Origin of the sequence: Pedobacter jejuensis, assembly GCF_003725795.1 — a bacterium.
GTDB classification, from domain to species: Bacteria; Bacteroidota; Bacteroidia; order Sphingobacteriales; family Sphingobacteriaceae; genus Pedobacter; species Pedobacter jejuensis.
In genome coordinates this window covers 271,669-291,142 of the sequence record NZ_RBEE01000004.1, presented here as the reverse complement: position 1 = coordinate 291,142, position 19,474 = coordinate 271,669, and the positions used below count along the sequence as shown (strand labels likewise).

Below are 19,474 nucleotides of genomic sequence, written 5' to 3'. Positions count from 1 at the left end.
CATTAATTTAAAATGAGGAATATGAAATTTAAATATATTTTCACCATATCAATTATCACGTGTCTGTTGTTGGACTCTTGTCAGAAAGATTTTCTGGATACCAAATTAGATACCCAGCAAACACCAGAAACAATCGCATCTGGAGCAGGTGGACTTAATGGCTTTGCATGGGCTTTTTACACCCCGCTGAGAGATGGATTCACGGAAATTGACAATAATCTTTTCGCTACTGTAAGTGACGAGGCACAGAATAATTTGCCTACTTATAACGCATTATATTATAATCAGGCTTTAATCAGCGAGACTATAAATCCAGAATCAGGCATTTACAAGACATATTATGAAGGTATCAGAGCTGCAAATAATTTTATCGACTATGCAAAAGATGCCGATCGTTACATCTTGATTGGCAGGGATCCGGTTGCCGATGCCAATGCAATTGCGCAAGATAAGCAGAACATTGCCTGGTTTAAAGCAGAATCACACATTGCAAAGGCATATTATTATGCAGAGCTGATCAAAAGGTATGGAGGGGTTCCCATTGTTAACCAGACACTTGAACAGTCAGGAAAAGTTAACATACCCCGGTCGACTTATGACCAGGTAGTAGAGTACATTCTAAAGGAGATCGAGGAGAACAAGGCCAATTTACAGGTAAATTGGAAAACATCAGCTTTTGCTGGAAATGATGGAAGATTTACATTGGGTGTTGCCTTGGCATTGAAAGCCCGCGTATTACTTTATGCTGCAAGTCCATTGAATAATCCCACCAACGATGTAGAGAAATGGAGGAGGGCAGCAGCAGCCTGTAATGAGTTGATGACTACACCAGGGTTAGGCTTAGCGCTTAATCAGTTTTATGGTTCTTATTTTAGAGGTGCAGCACCGCTTACCAGTGCAGAAACGATCTTCGCAATCAGAAGGCCGGCCAATAATACCATTGAAAGACAGAACTTCCCTGTCCCTACACCAGGTGGTGTAGGTGCCATTTCACCATCAGATAACCTGGTTGCGGATTATGAATATACCGGCACACCAAATCCTGTAGATCCTTATGCCAACCGCGATTCACGTCTGGCAAATACGGTGGCAACAAATGGTTCAACCTGGAACAACCGGGTTATGGATTTTTCACCTGGGGGTATTGATGACATGAACAAGGCCAATGGTAGTAAAACAGGTTATTTTTTGAAGAAATTCTTGAATGATAATTTAAATCTGGTTCAAAATGAAACCGCACAACACAATTGGGTAGTGTTTAGGTATGCAGAGGTTTTGTTGAATTATGCAGAGGCGATGAATGAAGCTTATGGTCCAGATAACACCAATGGCTATGCAAAAACTGCCAGGCAGGCAATGAATGAGGTTAGGACCCGTTCCGCGATGCCGGCAGTAAGTCTGGCCATATCTTCATCGAAGGATGGATTTAGAACGGCCGTAAAGCACGAAAGACGAATCGAGCTTGCATTTGAGGGCCATCGTTACTGGGATTTATTGAGGTGGAAAGACGGGGAAGTGGTATTAAATCAGCCCATTATTGGTGTTAAGGTGACTAAAGTTTCTTCTAACCCAAATGTCTGGACCTATCAGAAGGTGAGCGTTGCGACCAGAAGATTTAATCCAGCTGCTAATTATCGTTATCCATTCACCAGAACAGAGATTGTGAATTCTAATGGCACATTGGTTCAAAACCCGGGTTATTAATTTTATTTAAATATGAATATGAAAAATCAGTTTAACCGACTAAATAGTTTACTTGTTCTGCTAATTATAGCAACTTTTCTATCTTGTGAGAAGGATATCAGTGAGGAAGAGGTTGGTATTGAGAATGTTTTTATACCTCAATCAATTTCTGCCAGTACCACAGACAATAATTATGCAGTGCCCGGTACCATTAATTATGGAGCTGCGAAAAATTTCAAGGATGATGAACAGGCCAATAAGGTCTTGATTTATCTTGGGGTTTCCAAATCCGGAAAAGCAGAAACACAGGCCTTTACAGTTAACATTACCAGCAGAACCGATACCATAAATCAAATCATTGCAGGTGGTTCAAATCTGGTACTTTTACCCACATCTGCATTTAGCATCCCGGCAAGTGTTTCTTTGGGAGCTGGTGAGTCTACCGCTAACTTTAACATGGTGATAGATAAGCCTACATTAAAAACTTTTGCTGGCAAAAAGGTTGCTGCCTGCATCTCACTGGCAAACACTACCCGGTATACCCTTAATGATAAAACAAAAAAGGTAATTGTGATTATCGACGTGAATGCATTACAGCTCAAGTAAAATCGATATTATTTTTATATGGCCGGTTGTGATTTTACGACCGGCTATTTTTCATTGTAATGACTTTTAAGTGCTATTAGATAAAAAAGTTAGAAACAGATTCATCCTGGTGGTATTGGCAATAGCCAATGCTGCTTTAGTCCTGCACTTTGTATTCGACAATAAAACACCCGAAGAACAGTTTTTATCGAATGCCAGAGTAGGTAAGCAACTTGCAGAGAAGTACTGCAGATCATGCCACGGTTTACCAGATCCTGCATTACTTTCAAAGGATGTCTGGATAGCTGGTGTGCTTCCTACCATGGGTCCCTTATTCGGCATCAATTCTTTCAAAGGGGTGGAATATCTTCGCATGAAAGATGTTGATTCTTCTCGCTTTCCCAAAGATCCGGTCTTAGACTCGCTGGAGTGGCAAAAAATATCTGATTATTACTACAGTGCTGCACCTGCGTATTTGCCAGCCCAGGATAAAGATCTTGAAAGGGTGCGCGTTTTGCCTTATTTCTCTATCGAATTACCAAAAGATCAATCGGTTTTTGGTAAAGTAGCGATGACATCTTACGTCAAGATAGACACTAGTATAAATCCTAGAAGGATACTTGTTAATGATGCGATGTCACAAAAACTCTATGTTTTTGATGCTCAGCTGAACCTGCTCAAGATTAATCAGGGACTGGGTTTGATAACAGACATCGATTTTCAGTCGAACCAAATCCTGGCAAGTAATCTAGGTGATAATGTGGAGGCAAATAACCAAAGAAAAGGAGATGTCAGTCAGATTCAAATGGATAAGTACGGAGTCATTTCTAAAGTCAAAACGCTTTTCGATAAGCTGGCTAGACCAGTTAAGATCACCCATGTAGATTTAGATAATGACGGTAAAATGGATTATATAACTTCGGAATTTGGCAATATCATTGGAAACTTAACCTGGATGCAAAACAAGGGCAAGGGTATATTTCAAAAAAAAATTGTGCGAGATCGGCCTGGGGTACTTAACACTATTGTTGATGATTATAACAAAGATGGCCTGAAAGATATATGGGCACTTTTTGCCCAAGGTGATGAAGGGGTTTTTGTTTTTACAAATAAAGGGAAAGGCAATTTAGAAGAAAAACAGGTGTTAAGATTTCCACCAAGTTATGGTTCCACCTGGTTCGATCTGGTAGATTTTAATGATGATGGTTACCAGGACATTATTTACACCTGCGGAGATAATGCAGATTACACGCCAATTTTAAAGCCCTACCATGGAGTGTATATCTATTTAAATGATGGTAAAAACAATTTTAAACAAAAATATTTTTACCCGATAAACGGTTGCTATAAAGCGATAGCAAAAGACTTTGATCATGACGGAAAAAAAGATATTGCAGCAATTAGTTTTTTTCCATCTTCTTTACAACCAGAAGAAGCCTTTACCTATTTAAAAAACAATGGAAATTATAACTTTTCAGCCTTTAAATTACCTATAACAACACCATTTGAAAAAGGAATTACGATGGATGTCGCGGATTTGGATCAGGATGGTAGGTTAGATATCCTTTTAGGAAATGGCTACTACAATAGTAAAGAAGCAGATAACCATAAAGAACCTCTTTTTATCATTTTAAGGAACAATATAAAGTAAGCGTTTTTATAAAAATTAATGAAACTGCTTCATAGTATATGAGCATTGCTTATTTCAATCACTGATTCAGTAACTTTTTTAGATAAGAAAGCCAGGTCTGGTAGTAAGAAAGGCGAACGATGACTTTGCGATTGATAAACTGGACAGAACCCAAAACCAGGTTAAAAAGATGACCGCTATGATCAAAGGATTTTTAAATGCTTCCAGTTTCGAAGCCGGTAAAATATATTTAAATGAAGAGACCTTTGAAATGAATCTGCTGATCGATGAGATTCTTGAAGATACCAAGTTATTGAATTCCAGCCATCAAGTACTACTATCCCCTTGTACGCCCATTTCTGTTAACGCTGACCGCGATAAGATTGGGCAGGTCATCCAAAACTTCCTTAGTAATGCCATTAAATATTCTCCCAAAGGTGGTAAGATCGAATTGTCCTGCAAGGCGCTTGATGGCATGTTACAGGTGGGTGTGCATGATGAAGGCCTGGGGATTAAAATACAGGACCAGGCCAAACTCTTTGACCGTTACTACCGCATAGAAAGCCAGGACACCCCAAAAATAGCTGGCTTTGGGTTAGGGCTTTATCTGTCGTCGGAAATTATCCAGCATCATAATGGCAAAGTCTGGGTGGAAAGTGAAGTAGATAAAGGATCAAGTTTCTATTTTAATTTGCCCTTATTGAGCCAAGAGAACAAAAATGAATCGTGACAATTTGTACTCCCAACAATTTTGCAAACGTTTTATGATTATATCGATCATGAAACTGGTTGCTAGAGATACCATTCAAAGCCATATTTAGTTATCTACACTTCAAATCCTCTAATTATTTTAAATGTTTAATTTAGAATAATCAGCAGAATTACTTTATGAAAGAATATTTTAAATTCAGAGATCCTTTTGATAAAAGCCCCCATAAGTTTGAAATAGGTAATCCAATTAAATTTGACCGGAAAAAAGGCGATAACTTTTTCTTCAAAAAATTCTTCAGCCTTGAGCCCGTAGAATATGCAGGATACTATCAATTCCATCTTGATTGGTTTGTTCTTAATAATGAAAATACCGAAAAAGACTTTTTTGCGCATGTTCTAGATAAAATTGATGACCAGATTGCCCATTATCATAAAAAAAGTCTTACGGCCTTGGATACAATTAAGATCCTCGATGCATTAACAAAATTTAAAGAGGTTGTTGAAAAGTTCGACAAATGGCACATCAAAATGGGCCTGGAAACAGTTGTTTCTGAAAAGGATATTGAGATATTAAAGCTCAAAAAAGAAATTCTATTGTTAAAAAAGCAAATCAAATTACTAAGCCGTTACGAGCCAGACCAGAAAATAAGACTGGATGGCAATCTAACACAATTGATTGATTTGATAAAGCAAATTCAGGAACTTGAAACTCCCGATGGAAAAAGGTTAGCCCGCTCACAATCCCAAAGCCCCTGGTATAAGATGATTGGCGGATACTTTCAGCATGGATAAAGCGAAATTTCGCTTGAGACCCTTCGAAATTACTTTCCTGCTCGGCCAACTCCTTAGCATCCATCAAACGAGTAAATATTTTTTCAGCTGATCACTGACCGTATTCCAGTGAAGCATTCCTAACGAGGTTTGTTGGTTTGCATAATCGGCAAAGTATTTCCCACAACCGTAGCACGCCCGGTAACCTGCTTAATCTTCTCCTTACCATAAAAATCAAAAACCACCTTCTTCTCCTGCTCATTTCCCCGCTCAAAAATCCTTTTGATGATCGAAACATACTGCTTCTGCCAATCCAGCTTTTTAATATCGGTATCCCAAAAAAGTGTTTTGCGTAAAAGGCTCAAATCCGGACGATCCTTCGACTGCTCTTTCTTGATTTCCAGCATAATATTGTAATATGCCTGGAGCAGATACATAGTGCCTTCTTCAAAGCCCAAAGCCTTGTCAATCTTTAGCGAAACCTCTGTAGTCAGCGCACGCCTTCCCTTAGTAATAGCCGTAATAGTCTGCGGATACTCCGGCAAAGCCAGCGCAAAAGGACCCTTTTTCAGCTTCCTTTTCTTTAATTCACGATCCAGGATAATACCTGGATGAATCCCCTTATATTTTTCCATTACCGTTTCCATGCCTACAAAGAAAAACAATTGCGTTTACATTTTTAAGTTTATACATTTTTATAATAACAAAAAAGAATATCCATGAAAATAAGATGTAGAAGTCCAAAATAAAAAGGGGGAGAGTCTAGCAAAAATTAAAATTGCAGCGATGATCGCTGCAAACACTCATTTTCGTAAATCAAATTCCCCTGCGTCAAACGTCACCCTCACCGCCAGTTTTCAAAAACCCGATTTGTAAAAACACTTTTTTTGCCTTTCTCTAATTACCCTCTTAACTACAATTTTTACCAACATCAAATTTTTATAGAAGGAAGTGGTTTAGATACACTATCCTTTAAACAAATATTTCATATTACTACAGCTAAAGCAGGTAAGCAGTTTCTCTTTTACTTTGTGATAATACCATAAAGCTCTGGATCTTGCCCACCAAAGGATTTGGCGCAATATTTTCCCTTAGAAAATCATTGTAAGCAATCATATCAGTAGTCACTATCTTTAACATAAAATCAAAATTACCAGTCACATGGTTCTTTTACGATTGCTCCTCATTAAACACAAATTAACCTATACGGAGAGTTTAAAACTCCAGCAAATAATCACTTCATCAGGATTTGATCACATTCCACCAATGGAAATTAGATGGAGTTTGTCCGCCAATATCATTGTTTAGCATAAAAAAGAAACAATCAATGACCATATTGATATTATGCGTCTCTCAACGAGCCTTCCTTCAGCTGACCTGCTTTTTACTGACAAACAAAGAAAACATGAACTTGAGCAGACAGGTTTGGAAAAAAAATATAACACTGAGATATTTAGTGGTACCCAGCGGACCTTGAGCGGTTTTATAATCGTCTCAAAACAATCATATAGTTAAAATTCAAATCTAAAGGAAAAAAATGAGTATTGCGAAAGTCCATGCTTTTCCTGACTGAAATCAAAGAAAGAGTATCGTTATTGGGGATTGGATTGTATCAAAAGGCGGATTTCACTATAATACTTTCCATGATAATAATGGCGGATACCGTAAAGGTATTGATCAATGATAGATGCTTATAAATTATTTGTTCCAGCTTTTTAAGATACTGATTTTGGTCTTTTAGAAATTTTGTAAATATCTTTGCATAACCTCATTTAACATCTCCAATGCTGACATTTAATCATAAAGGCCATTTAGTTCCGAATAACAATATCAGATCAACCTTGGACGAGCTCAAAACAGAGTTCGTGGACGCATTTACATTTAGTAGCACTAAACGCTCAGATTTATATAAGAATTATCTTCAGTACTCCAATGACTTAAAGACCGTACTACAAAGGGAAAGTCTATTGCAGTGGATTGATGGTTCTTATGTCACAAAAAAACAGGAACCCAGCGATATCGATCTAGTTACCTTTATTGATGGAACAATTGTTGATAGTCTTGAAGCGTTGCTTGAACCATTTAAATACCCACAATCAGTCGTTAATTACGGCGTTGATGCTTATCTGGTCAAAGTATATGACCGTGGGGACAAGCGATATCCACTTTTTATAGGGGACCAGATCTACTGGATGGATCTTTTCGACAAAACCCAAAGAAGTAGGAACGGACAAAAACATCCTAAAGGTTTTTTGGAAATAATTTATTAAATTTGAATATATGAAACAGGTAGAACTAAATAAGTTGATGGACCTCATTGATAATATAAAAAAGATTGATTCTATGATCCTATTACATCAGCAGCTCGACGACTCAGATTTCATGTCCAGTCAATATCTGGCAAAAAAAAACAGGCTTGTTGGTAAATTCATAGATGAACTAGTATCACCATCTATTCAATCCGAACAGAGCTTTCATTTAATCCATGAAATTATTGTCAAGTTTTATCCCTCATCGCAGAAAGGTGATGTTCAATATGATAAACAATTAGGACAGTTATTTGCTGCCATGTAAAGTACGTTGAATCAGTAGATCACTCCCAGCACCAGAAAAAGCCTGCTGGCAAAAAGTTCAGGCAATCAACGGGATCGGAAAATAAATAGTCAGGGGTCTATGCCGAAGGACAGATAGGCCCAGGGACAAAATTGAGTTCACATTACAGATCTAACCTGGCATCTAACAAGCTCTTACTAAATCCCTAATTTTAGGTAATTTTGAATTTCATGGGCTGTAGTTCCTCACTTACAAGTTCGTTTCGGTTCAGAATGAGAGGAAGAAAATATTATAAGAAATTGGCTCCATGCGTTTGACTGTAACGGAAAAGAAATCTTTTTCTGACATAATTAGTGGTTTTCCGGAATGGCACCAAGTCCTTATCTTAAAAAATAAATCTTTTTTTATTAATACACTTATATCAATTAGAATGTCAAGTTTTTCAGTTCAAAGTTTCCCGGTTGAGGTATTTTCCAAATTACAAATTAGCTAAAATTTGCTCATTATTTTATAAAGCCTTTCAGTTTTAAATCCTCCACTATGGGCTCTATAAGCAATAAAAAGGCTTTCAGATATTGAAAGTATTCCCGTTGATCGGTACGATAAAGTAAGTAAAAGTCATGTAAGTGTTTAGCTTATAGGGCTTTGATTTTCATGTATATCGATTTACATAAGATTTTAAAGTTTCAGTGTATTGCATAAATTTATCTAAAGAAACGCTTAATACCTATTCTGTTTATTTTTACTTTATTAGCATAGAATTTATCAGTTAAAGGACTGCCTGAATTCCAAAGGTGAAAGTTTGGTTTTTGTTTTAAATAATTTGCTGAAGGACTGTAAATGTTCAAACCCTAATTGGTAGGCGATCTCACTAATAGACAAATCTGTTGCTGATAACTTTTCTTTTGCTTTTGCAATCAGTTTTTCGTGAATGTATTGCTGTGTGTTTTGTCCGGTGAGCGTTTTAAGCAGGCTGCTCAAATATTTCGGCGATAGATTTAATGCCCCAGCAATGAATCCAACTGATGGCAACCCTTTATTGATTAAATCAGTATTGTTAAAATAATCGTTAACCAATGTTTCCAAACGATCAAGGATTTGGTGGTTATGTTTTTCACGCGTGATAAACTGGCGGTGGTAGAATCGGTCGGCATAGCTGAGCAAACTTTCAATTTGGGAGATGATAATTTGCTTGCTAAACTTATCTATGTTGGACCGGTATTCTTGCTGAATGTTCGAGATAATACTGTTTATAGTAGCTTCTTCTTTCTCAGAAAGGAATAATGCTTCATTTACCGAATAATCCCAAAAATCGTATTGATTGATTTTTCCTGATAAAGGGGTATTCCATAAAAAGTCAGGATGAATATTTAGTACCCATCCTGAATTTTCTATTTTCTCCTCAATTTTGACCGGTGTAACACTGAAAACCTGATTGGGGGCCATAAAAGACATTATGCCTTCATCAAAATCAAACTGATGTTGCCCATATTTCATCTTGGCACCCGAAACCTTTTTCATAGCGATAACATAAAAATCTAAGAGTAAAGCTGTCGGTTCATCACTAGTCAACTGCTTAACGCTTGCAACATCAATTACGCTAATTAGTGGATGTTCAGGTTTTGGGAGTTCCCTAAACTGATGAAATTCGCTGATCGTTTTGATGTGTTTCATGCCTCTTTAGTTATTTTGATATTTCTAGCACTAATTTACCACGGACGTGGCCTGTTATACTTTCCTCGTGTGCTTGTGCAACGTGTTCCAAAGGATAAATCTTACTGATGGTAACTTTCACTTTGCCCTCGTCAATCATCTTCGCAATTTTAGATAAATTCTCGTGTTTTTGACTTGCAACCATTTCGCCTCTTGCATTTTTTCGGGCAAGAGCTTCATTAACAGCATCATCAAAAGGAAAATCAACATTTACGCTAACAAATATACCTCCATCTTTTAATACACTTACGCCTTTTAACCGCTCATTATTGTCACGAATAGGCGAAGCATCGAATACAATATCAATATCCTGTAGCAGTTCTTCAAAATTTTGCGTTTTGTAATTGAGTACTTCGTCAGCGCCGATGTGCTTCAAGAATTCAATATTGTTTGCTGAAGTCGTTCCAATTACATACGCACCTTTCGCTTTTGCAAACTGAACAGCAAAGCTACCGATTCCACCCGATGCACCGTGAATAAGAATACGCTGCCCTGTTTGCAGCTGTCCAAGTTCAAAAAGCCCCTCCCATGCAACAAGTGCGGCCAATGGTACACCCGCAGCTTCATTAAAAGAGATACTTTTCGGTTTCAAGGCGAACTGACTCGCCTTTGCGGCACAATATTCTGCATAACTGCCATCACCCGGAAAGTTTGGACAACCATACACCTGGTCGCCTTTTTTGAAGTTTGTTACATCGCTGCCTACTTCTTCTACTATACCTGCTGCGTCACACCCCAAAGTCAATGGTAACTTCAGCAGAGATTTGAAATTGTCATTTGTGCCACTACGAATTACACAATCAACAAGATTTACACCACTTGCAAGTACTTTTACTAATATCTCATCTGGGGCCGGGACCGGGCGTTCTACTTCTATTAATTTCAGAACTTCCGTCCCACCAAATTCATCAATTCTTATCGCTTTCATAACTATATTTTCTTGATGTAAAACTAGAGGTTAATTTTACAAGGGGTTTAGCCGAAATACGCTTTGGTTTAGCCAAAATGGCTGTAAAAGTTTGTGGCGCTAGTACCTAGCCTTAATCAAGGAAGTTCTAGGAAAATATTCTAATGGCGAAGCTAATCTTACCATTAACAACATTAATGGAAAATTGGAGATGACTGGTGATTTTCCTGAGTCGTTGCATTATGTTGGCAATCATAGATTTTCCTGCTTTCAAGTCCCAACATCGAAGTGGTTTTCTCTAGTTCGGACGGTGGAAGAACATATGATACCCTAGAACTCATAGAAAATGGAAATATCTTAATTAAGTCTTTAAAGAGTAAATAGGTAGTTTTCGTTTCTTATTACTCGTTCTATGATTCAATTTTAAATAGTAAGATTTTTGAACAAACCATTATCAAATAACAATCATTTTACTAAAACAATAAGTTAACAGTAATACGGTTAAAAAATTCCTATGATCTATTATTGAAGTTCACAGATATCAAATTAGCTTGTTAGCTTTTTTTCCATATTATCCAATCTTATTCCTTCTATTTTTGGTTCTCCAAATTTTCCTTCAATCTCTTCAAATGCAGTAGAATTCCCGGTATGAACATACCCTTTACCTGCATACCAGTCAATAAGTTCCGTTCGGCTGCTAATTACACTTATTGCTATCGTATTACAACCTGATTGTTTTGCGAAAACTTCTGCCTCTTTTAATAAAGCTTTTCCAATACCTTTTCCTTGTGATATCGGGGATACTGCAAACATACCTAAATATAGAATTGGATGTTTTACTTCAAGACAGACTGTGCCTAATATTTGCCCATCTTCATCCGTATATTTTAAAATATTGATAGCGCTGTTATTAAAATTTTCTATCAATGAAGACTCATCTATTCGGATTCCATCTAAAATATCTGCTTCAGTTGTCCATCCCTTTTTAGATTCGGACCCGCGGTAAGCAAAATTTATTAGCTGATTTAGTTTTGCTACATCTTCTATTGTGGCTGTGGTTATTGACATTGGTATTCGAATTTTTTCAAATATAAGACAGCGCAGAGAATAGAATGATATTTACCTAAAATATCAACGCTTATCTTAAACGAAACTTAAATGTGTTCGTTCATACGAATGACGTTGAGTTTATGGCCCATCAACATCGGAGAATAGATTTGAATAGTTATTCACCGCTAGTTATTCATTGTTCCATTAAAATCGGAGCTGGAGTTTTAAGCTAATATCATTCGGTCATCAATCGTTAATCGAGCAAAGTCCAGGTTTTTCTGGCCTGCACCTGCTGGACAACCTGTTGCTCAGCAACTACAATATTTTCTTTGCGCTGACCAATGTATTCTAAACTGCTTAACTTATTCCATAATGCCACCAAAACGTTCATAAACTCATTTACCGTTTTCATCGATTCATTAATCCTTTTATGATCATAAACCTCTTCAATTGTCCGGGAAAGCAATTCTTCAAAGTTTCCTGGGGTTACATCTTTCCATTCATAAAAGTATTTCAATAACTCCTCTCTTTCATGCGGAGCGATGAGTTTGATGGCCGTGAAAAAATGGTGGGCAAGACTAGAAAAGTATCCAACAAGCACTATAGGCGATTCACGGTAAGCTACATTTCTATAATCATAAAATATAGTTGCAATATAATTGGTAATTTTTTCAGAGATAAGTCTAATATTCTTACCCAGCTGACTCACATTATCTTTACCACTAGTTTTATCAATTATCTTAAAACTCGCTAGTTGCAAATCATTAAGAAGCGTACTGAATTTTTCATAGAAAGCAATTAAAATAGCATGGCTGGTAATTGCCGTACTTGGTGATATATAATCCCGGTTAATCATCATCGATTGTCCATCGTAATAAACCTGCCCAACGGTGATAAAATAACTTTCTGGTAGCTTGGTTGATATCTCACTCTCCTGGATTACAGATATACTATAACTTTTACTCAATTCAGGATAACGTAAGGGAGTTTCTTCAGGATCGGGTATTCCACTCGGTTGTGGTTTAAATGGATTTACTTCCAGTATAATGTGATAATTTTTTGGCTCTGCCTGCCCGAAATAATGATTGTGTACCAGCGCATCTCCAAGTTCTCTTTGCGTAATATCGATGTGTACACCTTCTGGCGTTATTGCATTGCAGTAATTGATGCGTATTTCAATTTGATTTGTCGCTTTCTCAATGATTTCAATATCATGAGATGATGGATACCCTGCAAATGGAGGTAACAAACCGTAATTACTGTTGTTTATTTGGATAGATATAGCATCTCTTACAACATCCTGCATATAAAGGTCGCTAGTAAGGAATTGGCTACTAGAAAGCTTCATCCCATTGATCCAATTGATCGGCTTGTATTTTAATGGCTTTATCATAAGATTTTATTTTATAATACAATTGCACTTTCACCTATTTCATTAGGAAGGTTTACATTTTCAGAAACCCGTTTGGCATAAATGGTCATTTTTTCGGTAATTTGGTTTTGCTTAATATCCAAATCAGGATCTATAAATAAATTACGCTTGAAAAAAGATGTCTTAACAAAAAAAATCCAACTGTGGTTCTCGTGGTCTGAAATCTTAAACTCAACTGGGCTTTTTGCAAATTTTAAGTTGTAGTCATCAATAAATTTATGAAACCACATGCCAAAATTCATGTTCTCAGGCGCTTTAACTTTAACTTTTAGTGGCTCAGGGTCAGTGCTTTTTTTGTATAACTCAAGCTCTAAAACCAATAAATTATCAAAGTCAACGTGGTCCATATTAATTTCAAGTGGAGTAGTAGGATATTTCCATATTTTATAGATTTCCTGAGGAATGCTGAGTAAAGAGACATAGGCCCACCAAAATATCAGCGGAATAAAAAATGTAAAAATGGAACCTCCTGCCCACCAGCCAAACTCAACATTTCCCAACCAATGGTAAAGAAGTTGAAAAAGATAAATGCCAAGAATGCTTGCAATAAAAGTAGCGAAAATAATGAAGCCTTTACGCTCAAGTAACTCTGTAGGATAGTGTTTTGTGAGCAGGTAAACGTACAAACTGCCCAGCATGGTATAAGTAATCTGACATATAATGTATCCCCATGGCATAAAATGGAAATCAAGAAATCCCAACAAACCTGGTAGTGCAAGAATAATTCCAGAAAGTAGAACACTTATGATTAGTTTTTTGTTACTTAGGAATTGATTCTTCCTGTTTAATATTGCCAGAATTGCTGTTGATACTACAGCTATCAATGGGAAAAGGAGGTATCTAACGAAAAATGATTGGACGTCCATTTAAAAAGAAAGTATTAATTCAGAATTTGTATTTTGAGTTGCTTTAATTGGGTAGTATTAATTTGTAAAGTACGTGTTTATTTATAACAAACATACAAGAGTAATGTTTAAATGAAAAAAAAATCTTTGATTTCAAATGAATTATTTACCGATTACAAAGCGGTTGTACTTGGCGCAGATCTTATCGAACGTGGTTTAGTAGATATCGAAAATATCGAGATTGTGCCTGTTGGGGGTGATAAGCGTGCGTTTTCGAAAGACTTAAGTGAGAGTTATTCCTATTTCTCAAACAATCGTTCCGTTACAAGGTATCGCCTGGAAGTTAACCGAGAAGGTTTGTATGATATGCTTCCAGAAGGGTTATTTCATAGTCCGCCAAAAGGTAGCAGTTCTTTGGATGAAGATGGAATGATTCAGGATATTATTGATCGGAGAGAAGAAGAAAAAGATGCAAGGTTGTTCTTCAGTCCCTTTGATCTTGAATTGAATCACATCAGGCTCATTTCCGAAATCTATGAAAACCGACTTGATAAAAGAACAACTTATAATGATCTCAATCAGATTTTTCAACTCGGCTGGCATGAGTTCAATCTTTTAAATAAAGAGCAGAGTATTATTTGGATGCATCTGTTGCCTGAAATTAATCAAAAGCGCAATGACCTCGTATTTATTTCAAATGTATTAAGCGCTTTATTTAATCTTCCCTTCCTCCTCCAAGATGTAACTCATCAGGTTAAACCTGTTACAATTGAGAAAGAGCATCTTTTTATTCTCGGCCAAGGCTCATTGGGCATCGACAGTATTATAGGGCAAAATTTTATTCCTGAAAATGACAGGTTATTGGTAGAAATTGGTCCGGCTAGTGCTCATGAGGTGATATCGCTAATGCCTGGTAAGCATCAGCGCAAAATTTTAGATATGGCATTGGATTATCTTGTTCCCGTTGATACTGAAATTGAGATTTCCTTTGTACATAGTTTGGCGAATCAGCCATCAATACTTAGTGATGAAAGTCTGGATGTTTATCTAGGCTACACCGTTTATCTATAAATAGTTTCCTTTATCCTCATCCTAAAGGTAAGATTCATGGTGCTTCTTTGCGCTAGCTTTGCAACGGTAATTTCAATTAAATCATCCCAATCCTGAGCGCTAAATGCCAGATTGGTACTCGGAGTAATAACTATTTCAGTTGTCTTGATAAAACCTATGTTGGGTCTGTTTCCCATTGCAATACCTTTTTCAATAGAGATAGCTGATATCTTATCGCCAAGTTCGTATTTGCAAAAATTGATGATATCTGCCTTTGTAACTATCTTATCGGCGGTTGTCAATCCATATTTGTAAGCCTGAACCCGTCCTGATGAATTCAATCTGGAACGCCCGCCTTTTGTCTGACTTAGCAATATTAAACTATCAGGTAAAAAGCGACTATCCGAATTGACGGATAAACCTGTACCTGAGGCAATACCATTAGCATTTTCGGCCTGGGTTACCCATAAATCTAAAAACATTATTGCCGCATCTTTAATCGGTTTAACCACCAGATAGCTTGGAAGTTCTTTACTCGATTGCATGGATGCCTTACTTTTTTGTTCAATTAATGCTATGGTTCTTTCAAGCGTTTTTAATGTAGTATCCAAAAAGTCTGGTCCGTAGGCAGAAAAAGCAGCTTTTTCATCTCTTAATAGTTCGAAAAGATAATCAATCATTTCCTTTGCATTTCTCGTATCAAAGCGCTCGGTTCCACCTATTCTTATCGAAAATGAACCATCCTCTTTATGATTTTCATTGGTGTAGGGCACTTCTGTATATACCGACCCATGATTATCTCCAAGTTTTTCAACAGCCAGCATCTGCTCATCATCTTCAGTTTTGATGGGCAAAATATTAGTCATGGTTTTAAGACGATGTTTTATTTGATACAATTTCTTATTTACTACAGGAAAAGCATTGATATAAATAAAAAGTTCCTGTATCATTTCAGGAGAAATAGAGGCGGGAAAAACTATTTTCATCCAAATAATGCCGTTTTCCAATCTATTTTGGCTCTCGATATTAAACAATTGCTCAAACACCTTCGGAAACTTCTCTTGGGTGGTTCCAATTAGATTTTGAGAGTCATCGAGTGTTAAAAAACGATTGCTGTAAAACTGCTGAACATCAGCCTTTATAACATGCATTAGTTGTTTGTGATGAAATGGAGCATGATTATTTTGAGCTGAATGCTCATTCATGAAGCGATCGTTGTGTACTGATACAGGCTGATCATTCAGGTAAAACTTACATAGTGATAAAAGTTCGTACGTATTTGCCGGAACCGAAAAATTCTTCCAATCAAAAAACAGATTGATTCCTCCTAAATCTTCGCTTGATTGAAAACCTTCAAAACCAATGTAAGCGGTATGAGGCTCAAATGATGACCCAGGATTTGTCCGTAAAATTGTTTTCTTTTCGTTTAATGTTATATGCGAAAGGGAACTACCCGACGCCATGTATTTAAGTTGCCCGCTATGAAGGGATACTTTAGTTATCGGACTAAAAAAAATCTCTACTCTTTTTTGATTTTCTTCAACTCTACCTTGATTTTTTTTTAAGTAAAACTGGGTTTGTGAACCGATTTCATCAAATTTTTCCAGGCATCTGGCATGCATAATTGCATGTGCCGGTAAAGATGCGGTTAGGTGATCTGGAGCAAGTATTCTGCTTATTTTATCAAAAATTCTATTTTCAAGATTTTTAAGTTCGTTTGATATATTGAATAATTCATTACTTAATGCTTCCAGTATGAGTTTCACAAGTGGATCAAAATCACTACTGTGTTTAATGTTCCAGAAATCCTGAGCATTTTTTAAGATTCTGTTTTTGATTTCCTCTTTTGACGAATAAAATACGGGCTTCATATTTGGCTTTTTAGATTCTTATATCAGGTGGTTAGCGGACTTAGGAAAAGACTCGAATTGAAATAATATTTTTCACCAGTAGCTTTAATTAATGCTCTTATAGTGATATCAACCTTCTTTTTTATTTCTGTGATTTTTCTTAACGGAAAAATATTTTCAACTTCAGTAATTTTTACCTCAACTTCTATTTCTTCAATTCTGTGTTCGTGACTTGAAATGGAGCGGAGAAGTGATTTTCTAAATCTTTCTTCCCAAAGGTTTTCACTAACAATAAGCTCAAAATCCAGATCCCAGATTTCACAGCCAAATTCTGGATTTTGTCTGTTTTCGCCATACCTGGTAAAAATAATCAGCTGAATATGGTTGGAAATAGATTTTCCGGCATCTACATGAGCCAAATCTGTTCCCTTAAATACCGCACCTAAAGTAAGTGGCTTCCTATAAAATTGATCAGACATAATCTGCCTCCAGCGTTAATTTTTGTAAGAATAAATAAAATTATGATATTCAGCAAACAAAGCAAAGGTCAAATTGTTATAGACTTTGGTTAATTTGAATGGAATATTTAATGAACCGTGAAATCGCCCTTTTAGATTAGCCGAGAATTGTATTAACGCAACAATTGATTAGGCCAATGAAACCAATTAATGCTTTCGAGATAAAAAAATCCTACCGTTTTTTTATTCTCAATTTCCTACTTCTTACCATTTGCGCAATACTGTGCATTTATTTATTTTTTGCGGCTTCTGATAGAGAATATGCTCTACTCGAGCAAAAAGTACAAGAAAGCGAAAAACTAACATCATTAAGAAAAGAAATCAATTTAAAGTTCGATATTATCTTAATGCGTTTCAAAGAACTTTCGCAGTTCAGAACCTACAACGCAGATGAATTAAGCAAACAGGCCATTCTTCTTGGAGATATTACTGATGCCAATGCCAAACTTAAAGAACTTATTTCTAAGAAAACTATGGATAGCCCTAGTTTTGAATTATATGAACGCCTTAATAACGATGTAGGCGCAATGGCTCTACAGCAAGATTCGCTTTCTGAATCTCGTTTTCGTATTGAGAGCTACAGAGAGCAATTGAATGATTGTGCAAAAATGAACAAGGCGGCCGCCAATAGAATTCGTTACGGAAGATTTAGAAAATAACATGATAAAATTAAGTATTAAAGAACGCAGGATCCAGTTTCAGTTTTTTCTTGCATTATTTGTGATTACTACAGGGTTATTGAGTTTTGGTATTTTCTATAGCTCAAAGTCTCGATACCCAATATCAAAGCAGGAACTTGAACTCAAAATTTCAGAAAATCAGCTATTTGAAGATATGGTTGTTGAAACCCGACCAACAATTGATACTGCATTTAAACAGATTATTCGGTTCAATCCAAACGTTCAGGCAGTATTTTTGAAGAACGATATCCAAATTGCCTTGAACTCAATAAAATCATCCTATGAACGTAAAGCCTCTGATTATCGTTATAAAACGTTTATTCAAACTTCGCAATTATACAACATCCTTTTTTTTGATAGGCAGGAATTGCGTGGTAACCAAAGAGATTTGGAGGATGTTAAGCGCTCATTAGATGATTGTATTATATCCCGCCGCCAACTCCAGCAAACTCTACAATCGAAATAAATTAGTAAAACCAGATAAAAAAACGCTACAAAATGTCTACATCAAATACAAAACAAGTAAGCTCAAATTCTCAAGCTTACGTAATCTTATATATTCTACTTGCCGTTTTATTATTAACCGGTCTCATTTTTTTATTCAAAAGCTCTTTGTTTGAAAAACGCAGCGTGGATGCCCGAATACTGAAAGGAGAAATTTCATTAAATGAAAACCTGGTATATACAGACAATACTCCTGACGCCAAAAAATGGCTTTGGGAATTTGGAAATGGTGCGAAATCAACCACACAAACCGGTTCCTATCATTATGAAAAACCAGGTTCTTATATCGTTCGCCTTACCGTTGATGGCGAGCTAAAAGAACAGTTTCCGCTTAATGTAATAGATACTGTTAGGGTACTGGTAGATAGTATGCTCACCATAAGCGGACCAACTTCAGGACTTGTTAATGAAGAAGTACGTTTAGAAGGAGAAGGCCAGGGACGAGAATTCGAATGGTCTTTTGGTGAAACCGGACGTGTAGATGTTAAAGGTAAAACAGCATTGTACACGTATCGTTCTCCAGGTCGTTTCGTGGTGAGATTAAGAACAGATAAAAGCAGGAGACCAGTATATCACACCATCATTATCACAGATCCTAATGCAGAGATTATAGATGATATGGTTGCTCCAGGAGATGGTGAACAAAAAGCCATTGATGATATTCGTGCCCGTTTACAAGCCATTGCAAATGGTGCAGACTTTAACTCCAATTACTACTACCTGATTCGTAAATATATGTGTGGTAACGAAAAAGTAAGTGTTAATGTGGAAATGAATGGAAAACGCAAACAAACCGACTTTTATTCTTATTGCATGGGATTAACATTTGGAGGAGAAATTGCTGTAGATGAAGCTCAACTAACCATTAAGCCGAATTCAACTTGTGCCAGTTTGGTTAACATCAAGCAACACTCGGCTACCGCTCAGCCAATTCCTAACGAAACACAGCCAAATTCTATGCCTCTACCAACTAATAAATAACCATCTATATC

20 protein-coding genes are annotated in these 19,474 nt (G+C 36.6%); 11 read left to right on the top strand and 9 right to left on the bottom strand.

Annotation, left to right across the window (positions count from 1 at the left end; translation table 11 throughout):
- Window positions 1-21: 21 nt before the first annotated feature.
- The 5 genes from D7004_RS03790 to D7004_RS03770 all read left to right on the top strand — a co-directional run bounded on the left by D7004_RS03790 (window position 22) and on the right by D7004_RS03770 (window position 5,401).
- Complete coding sequence (locus D7004_RS03790) at window positions 22-1,704, top strand: RagB/SusD family nutrient uptake outer membrane protein (RefSeq protein ID WP_244214233.1); 1,683 nt, start codon at window positions 22-24, stop codon at window positions 1,702-1,704.
- Between the two features lie 18 nt (window positions 1,705-1,722).
- The gene (locus D7004_RS03785; RefSeq protein WP_167459401.1) at window positions 1,723-2,289 is read left to right on the top strand and encodes a DUF1735 domain-containing protein; all 567 of its coding nucleotides are present in this window, start codon (window positions 1,723-1,725) and stop codon (window positions 2,287-2,289) included.
- A gap of 115 nt (window positions 2,290-2,404) precedes the next feature.
- Window positions 2,405-3,919, top strand: coding sequence for an FG-GAP repeat domain-containing protein (locus D7004_RS03780; RefSeq protein ID WP_148042745.1), 1,515 nt, complete (start codon window positions 2,405-2,407; stop codon window positions 3,917-3,919).
- A 178-nt stretch (window positions 3,920-4,097) separates the two neighbouring features.
- Complete coding sequence (locus D7004_RS03775) at window positions 4,098-4,628, top strand: sensor histidine kinase (protein ID WP_167459400.1); 531 nt, start codon at window positions 4,098-4,100, stop codon at window positions 4,626-4,628.
- A 158-nt stretch (window positions 4,629-4,786) separates the two neighbouring features.
- Window positions 4,787-5,401, top strand: a complete 615-nt coding sequence (locus D7004_RS03770) for a hypothetical protein (RefSeq protein WP_123204534.1) — start codon at window positions 4,787-4,789, stop codon at window positions 5,399-5,401.
- 119 nt (window positions 5,402-5,520) lie between these two features.
- Here the strand turns inward: D7004_RS03770 and D7004_RS03765 are convergent, their stop codons facing one another.
- Together D7004_RS03765 and D7004_RS03760 are read right to left on the bottom strand one after the other, a co-directional pair.
- Window positions 5,521-6,027: a helix-turn-helix transcriptional regulator gene (locus D7004_RS03765; RefSeq protein ID WP_123204533.1), complete on the bottom strand. Its 507-nt coding sequence runs from the start codon at window positions 6,025-6,027 to the stop codon at window positions 5,521-5,523.
- A 352-nt stretch (window positions 6,028-6,379) separates the two neighbouring features.
- Window positions 6,380-6,541 carry an Lrp/AsnC ligand binding domain-containing protein gene (locus D7004_RS03760; protein ID WP_279634720.1) on the bottom strand — a complete coding sequence of 54 codons (162 nt, stop codon included), beginning with the start codon at window positions 6,539-6,541 and terminating at the stop codon, window positions 6,380-6,382.
- A gap of 623 nt (window positions 6,542-7,164) precedes the next feature.
- On the opposite strand from D7004_RS03760, the gene D7004_RS03755 reads away from it, so the two are divergent.
- Window positions 7,165-7,650: a DUF6932 family protein gene (locus D7004_RS03755; RefSeq protein WP_123204531.1), complete on the top strand. Its 486-nt coding sequence runs from the start codon at window positions 7,165-7,167 to the stop codon at window positions 7,648-7,650.
- A gap of 10 nt (window positions 7,651-7,660) precedes the next feature.
- Window positions 7,661-7,954 carry a hypothetical protein gene (locus D7004_RS03750; protein ID WP_123204530.1) on the top strand — a complete coding sequence of 98 codons (294 nt, stop codon included), beginning with the start codon at window positions 7,661-7,663 and terminating at the stop codon, window positions 7,952-7,954.
- Window positions 7,955-8,698: 744 nt separating this feature from the next.
- On the opposite strand, the gene D7004_RS03745 is transcribed toward D7004_RS03750, so the two are convergent.
- The 5 genes from D7004_RS03745 to D7004_RS03725 form a co-directional block, all read right to left on the bottom strand.
- Window positions 8,699-9,607, bottom strand: a complete 909-nt coding sequence (locus D7004_RS03745; protein WP_123204529.1) for a helix-turn-helix domain-containing protein — start codon at window positions 9,605-9,607, stop codon at window positions 8,699-8,701.
- Window positions 9,608-9,617: 10 nt separating this feature from the next.
- A complete protein-coding gene (locus D7004_RS03740) occupies window positions 9,618-10,574 on the bottom strand; it encodes an NADP-dependent oxidoreductase (protein WP_123204528.1) in 957 nt (318 codons plus the stop codon).
- 525 nt (window positions 10,575-11,099) lie between these two features.
- The gene (locus D7004_RS03735) at window positions 11,100-11,621 is read right to left on the bottom strand and encodes a GNAT family N-acetyltransferase (protein ID WP_123204527.1); all 522 of its coding nucleotides are present in this window, start codon (window positions 11,619-11,621) and stop codon (window positions 11,100-11,102) included.
- A gap of 235 nt (window positions 11,622-11,856) precedes the next feature.
- Window positions 11,857-12,996: a hypothetical protein gene (locus tag D7004_RS03730; protein WP_123204526.1), complete on the bottom strand. Its 1,140-nt coding sequence runs from the start codon at window positions 12,994-12,996 to the stop codon at window positions 11,857-11,859.
- Between the two features lie 11 nt (window positions 12,997-13,007).
- A complete protein-coding gene (locus D7004_RS03725) occupies window positions 13,008-13,901 on the bottom strand; it encodes a TssN family type VI secretion system protein (protein WP_123204525.1) in 894 nt (297 codons plus the stop codon).
- Between the two features lie 111 nt (window positions 13,902-14,012).
- Here D7004_RS03725 and D7004_RS03720 point away from each other — a divergent pair, with 111 nt between their 5' ends.
- Window positions 14,013-14,951 (top strand): type VI secretion system baseplate subunit TssG, encoded by a 939-nt coding sequence (locus tag D7004_RS03720; RefSeq protein WP_123204524.1) that lies wholly within the window; start codon window positions 14,013-14,015, stop codon window positions 14,949-14,951.
- Here D7004_RS03720 and D7004_RS03715 read toward each other — a convergent pair.
- Together D7004_RS03715 and D7004_RS03710 are read right to left on the bottom strand one after the other, a co-directional pair.
- Window positions 14,942-16,801, bottom strand: coding sequence for a type VI secretion system baseplate subunit TssF (locus D7004_RS03715; RefSeq protein ID WP_123204523.1), 1,860 nt, complete (start codon window positions 16,799-16,801; stop codon window positions 14,942-14,944). The genes D7004_RS03720 and D7004_RS03715 overlap by 10 nt on opposite strands.
- Before the next feature lie 23 nt (window positions 16,802-16,824).
- On the bottom strand, window positions 16,825-17,259 hold the full coding sequence (locus tag D7004_RS03710; RefSeq protein WP_123204522.1) for a GPW/gp25 family protein: 435 nt from the start codon (window positions 17,257-17,259) through the stop codon (window positions 16,825-16,827).
- Window positions 17,260-17,435: 176 nt separating this feature from the next.
- Here D7004_RS03710 and D7004_RS03705 point away from each other — a divergent pair, with 176 nt between their 5' ends.
- Genes D7004_RS03705 through D7004_RS03695 form a run of 3 tightly spaced genes read left to right on the top strand, consistent with a single transcriptional unit; the run spans window position 17,436 to window position 19,463 of the window.
- Window positions 17,436-17,957 carry a hypothetical protein gene (locus tag D7004_RS03705; RefSeq protein WP_123204521.1) on the top strand — a complete coding sequence of 174 codons (522 nt, stop codon included), beginning with the start codon at window positions 17,436-17,438 and terminating at the stop codon, window positions 17,955-17,957.
- A 1-nt stretch (window position 17,958) separates the two neighbouring features.
- On the top strand, window positions 17,959-18,444 hold the full coding sequence (locus D7004_RS03700) for a type VI secretion system transmembrane protein TssO (protein WP_167459399.1): 486 nt from the start codon (window positions 17,959-17,961) through the stop codon (window positions 18,442-18,444).
- A 32-nt stretch (window positions 18,445-18,476) separates the two neighbouring features.
- Complete coding sequence (locus tag D7004_RS03695) at window positions 18,477-19,463, top strand: PKD domain-containing protein (RefSeq protein ID WP_123204520.1); 987 nt, start codon at window positions 18,477-18,479, stop codon at window positions 19,461-19,463.
- Window positions 19,464-19,474 lie beyond the last annotated feature (11 nt).

What these genes read in the sequence shown, in the direction of transcription:
- D7004_RS03750 (WP_123204530.1), top strand. Translation starts at nt 7,661, where the DNA reads ATGAAACAGGTAGAACTAAATAAGTTGATGGACCTCATTGATAATATA.
- D7004_RS03735 (WP_123204527.1), bottom strand. Translation starts at nt 11,621, where the DNA reads ATGTCAATAACCACAGCCACAATAGAAGATGTAGCAAAACTAAATCAG.
- D7004_RS03770 (WP_123204534.1), top strand. Translation starts at nt 4,787, where the DNA reads ATGAAAGAATATTTTAAATTCAGAGATCCTTTTGATAAAAGCCCCCAT.
- D7004_RS03785 (WP_167459401.1), top strand. Translation starts at nt 1,723, where the DNA reads ATGAAAAATCAGTTTAACCGACTAAATAGTTTACTTGTTCTGCTAATT.
- D7004_RS03745 (WP_123204529.1), bottom strand. Translation starts at nt 9,607, where the DNA reads ATGAAACACATCAAAACGATCAGCGAATTTCATCAGTTTAGGGAACTC.
- D7004_RS03740 (WP_123204528.1), bottom strand. Translation starts at nt 10,574, where the DNA reads ATGAAAGCGATAAGAATTGATGAATTTGGTGGGACGGAAGTTCTGAAA.
- D7004_RS03765 (WP_123204533.1), bottom strand. Translation starts at nt 6,027, where the DNA reads ATGGAAACGGTAATGGAAAAATATAAGGGGATTCATCCAGGTATTATC.
- D7004_RS03725 (WP_123204525.1), bottom strand. Translation starts at nt 13,901, where the DNA reads ATGGACGTCCAATCATTTTTCGTTAGATACCTCCTTTTCCCATTGATA.
- D7004_RS03730 (WP_123204526.1), bottom strand. Translation starts at nt 12,996, where the DNA reads ATGATAAAGCCATTAAAATACAAGCCGATCAATTGGATCAATGGGATG.
- D7004_RS03775 (WP_167459400.1), top strand. Translation starts at nt 4,098, where the DNA reads ATGATCAAAGGATTTTTAAATGCTTCCAGTTTCGAAGCCGGTAAAATA.
- D7004_RS03720 (WP_123204524.1), top strand. Translation starts at nt 14,013, where the DNA reads ATGAAAAAAAAATCTTTGATTTCAAATGAATTATTTACCGATTACAAA.
- D7004_RS03790 (WP_244214233.1), top strand. Translation starts at nt 22, where the DNA reads ATGAAATTTAAATATATTTTCACCATATCAATTATCACGTGTCTGTTG.
- D7004_RS03695 (WP_123204520.1), top strand. Translation starts at nt 18,477, where the DNA reads ATGTCTACATCAAATACAAAACAAGTAAGCTCAAATTCTCAAGCTTAC.
- D7004_RS03700 (WP_167459399.1), top strand. Translation starts at nt 17,959, where the DNA reads ATGATAAAATTAAGTATTAAAGAACGCAGGATCCAGTTTCAGTTTTTT.
- D7004_RS03710 (WP_123204522.1), bottom strand. Translation starts at nt 17,259, where the DNA reads ATGTCTGATCAATTTTATAGGAAGCCACTTACTTTAGGTGCGGTATTT.
- D7004_RS03705 (WP_123204521.1), top strand. Translation starts at nt 17,436, where the DNA reads ATGAAACCAATTAATGCTTTCGAGATAAAAAAATCCTACCGTTTTTTT.
- D7004_RS03755 (WP_123204531.1), top strand. Translation starts at nt 7,165, where the DNA reads ATGCTGACATTTAATCATAAAGGCCATTTAGTTCCGAATAACAATATC.
- D7004_RS03715 (WP_123204523.1), bottom strand. Translation starts at nt 16,801, where the DNA reads ATGAAGCCCGTATTTTATTCGTCAAAAGAGGAAATCAAAAACAGAATC.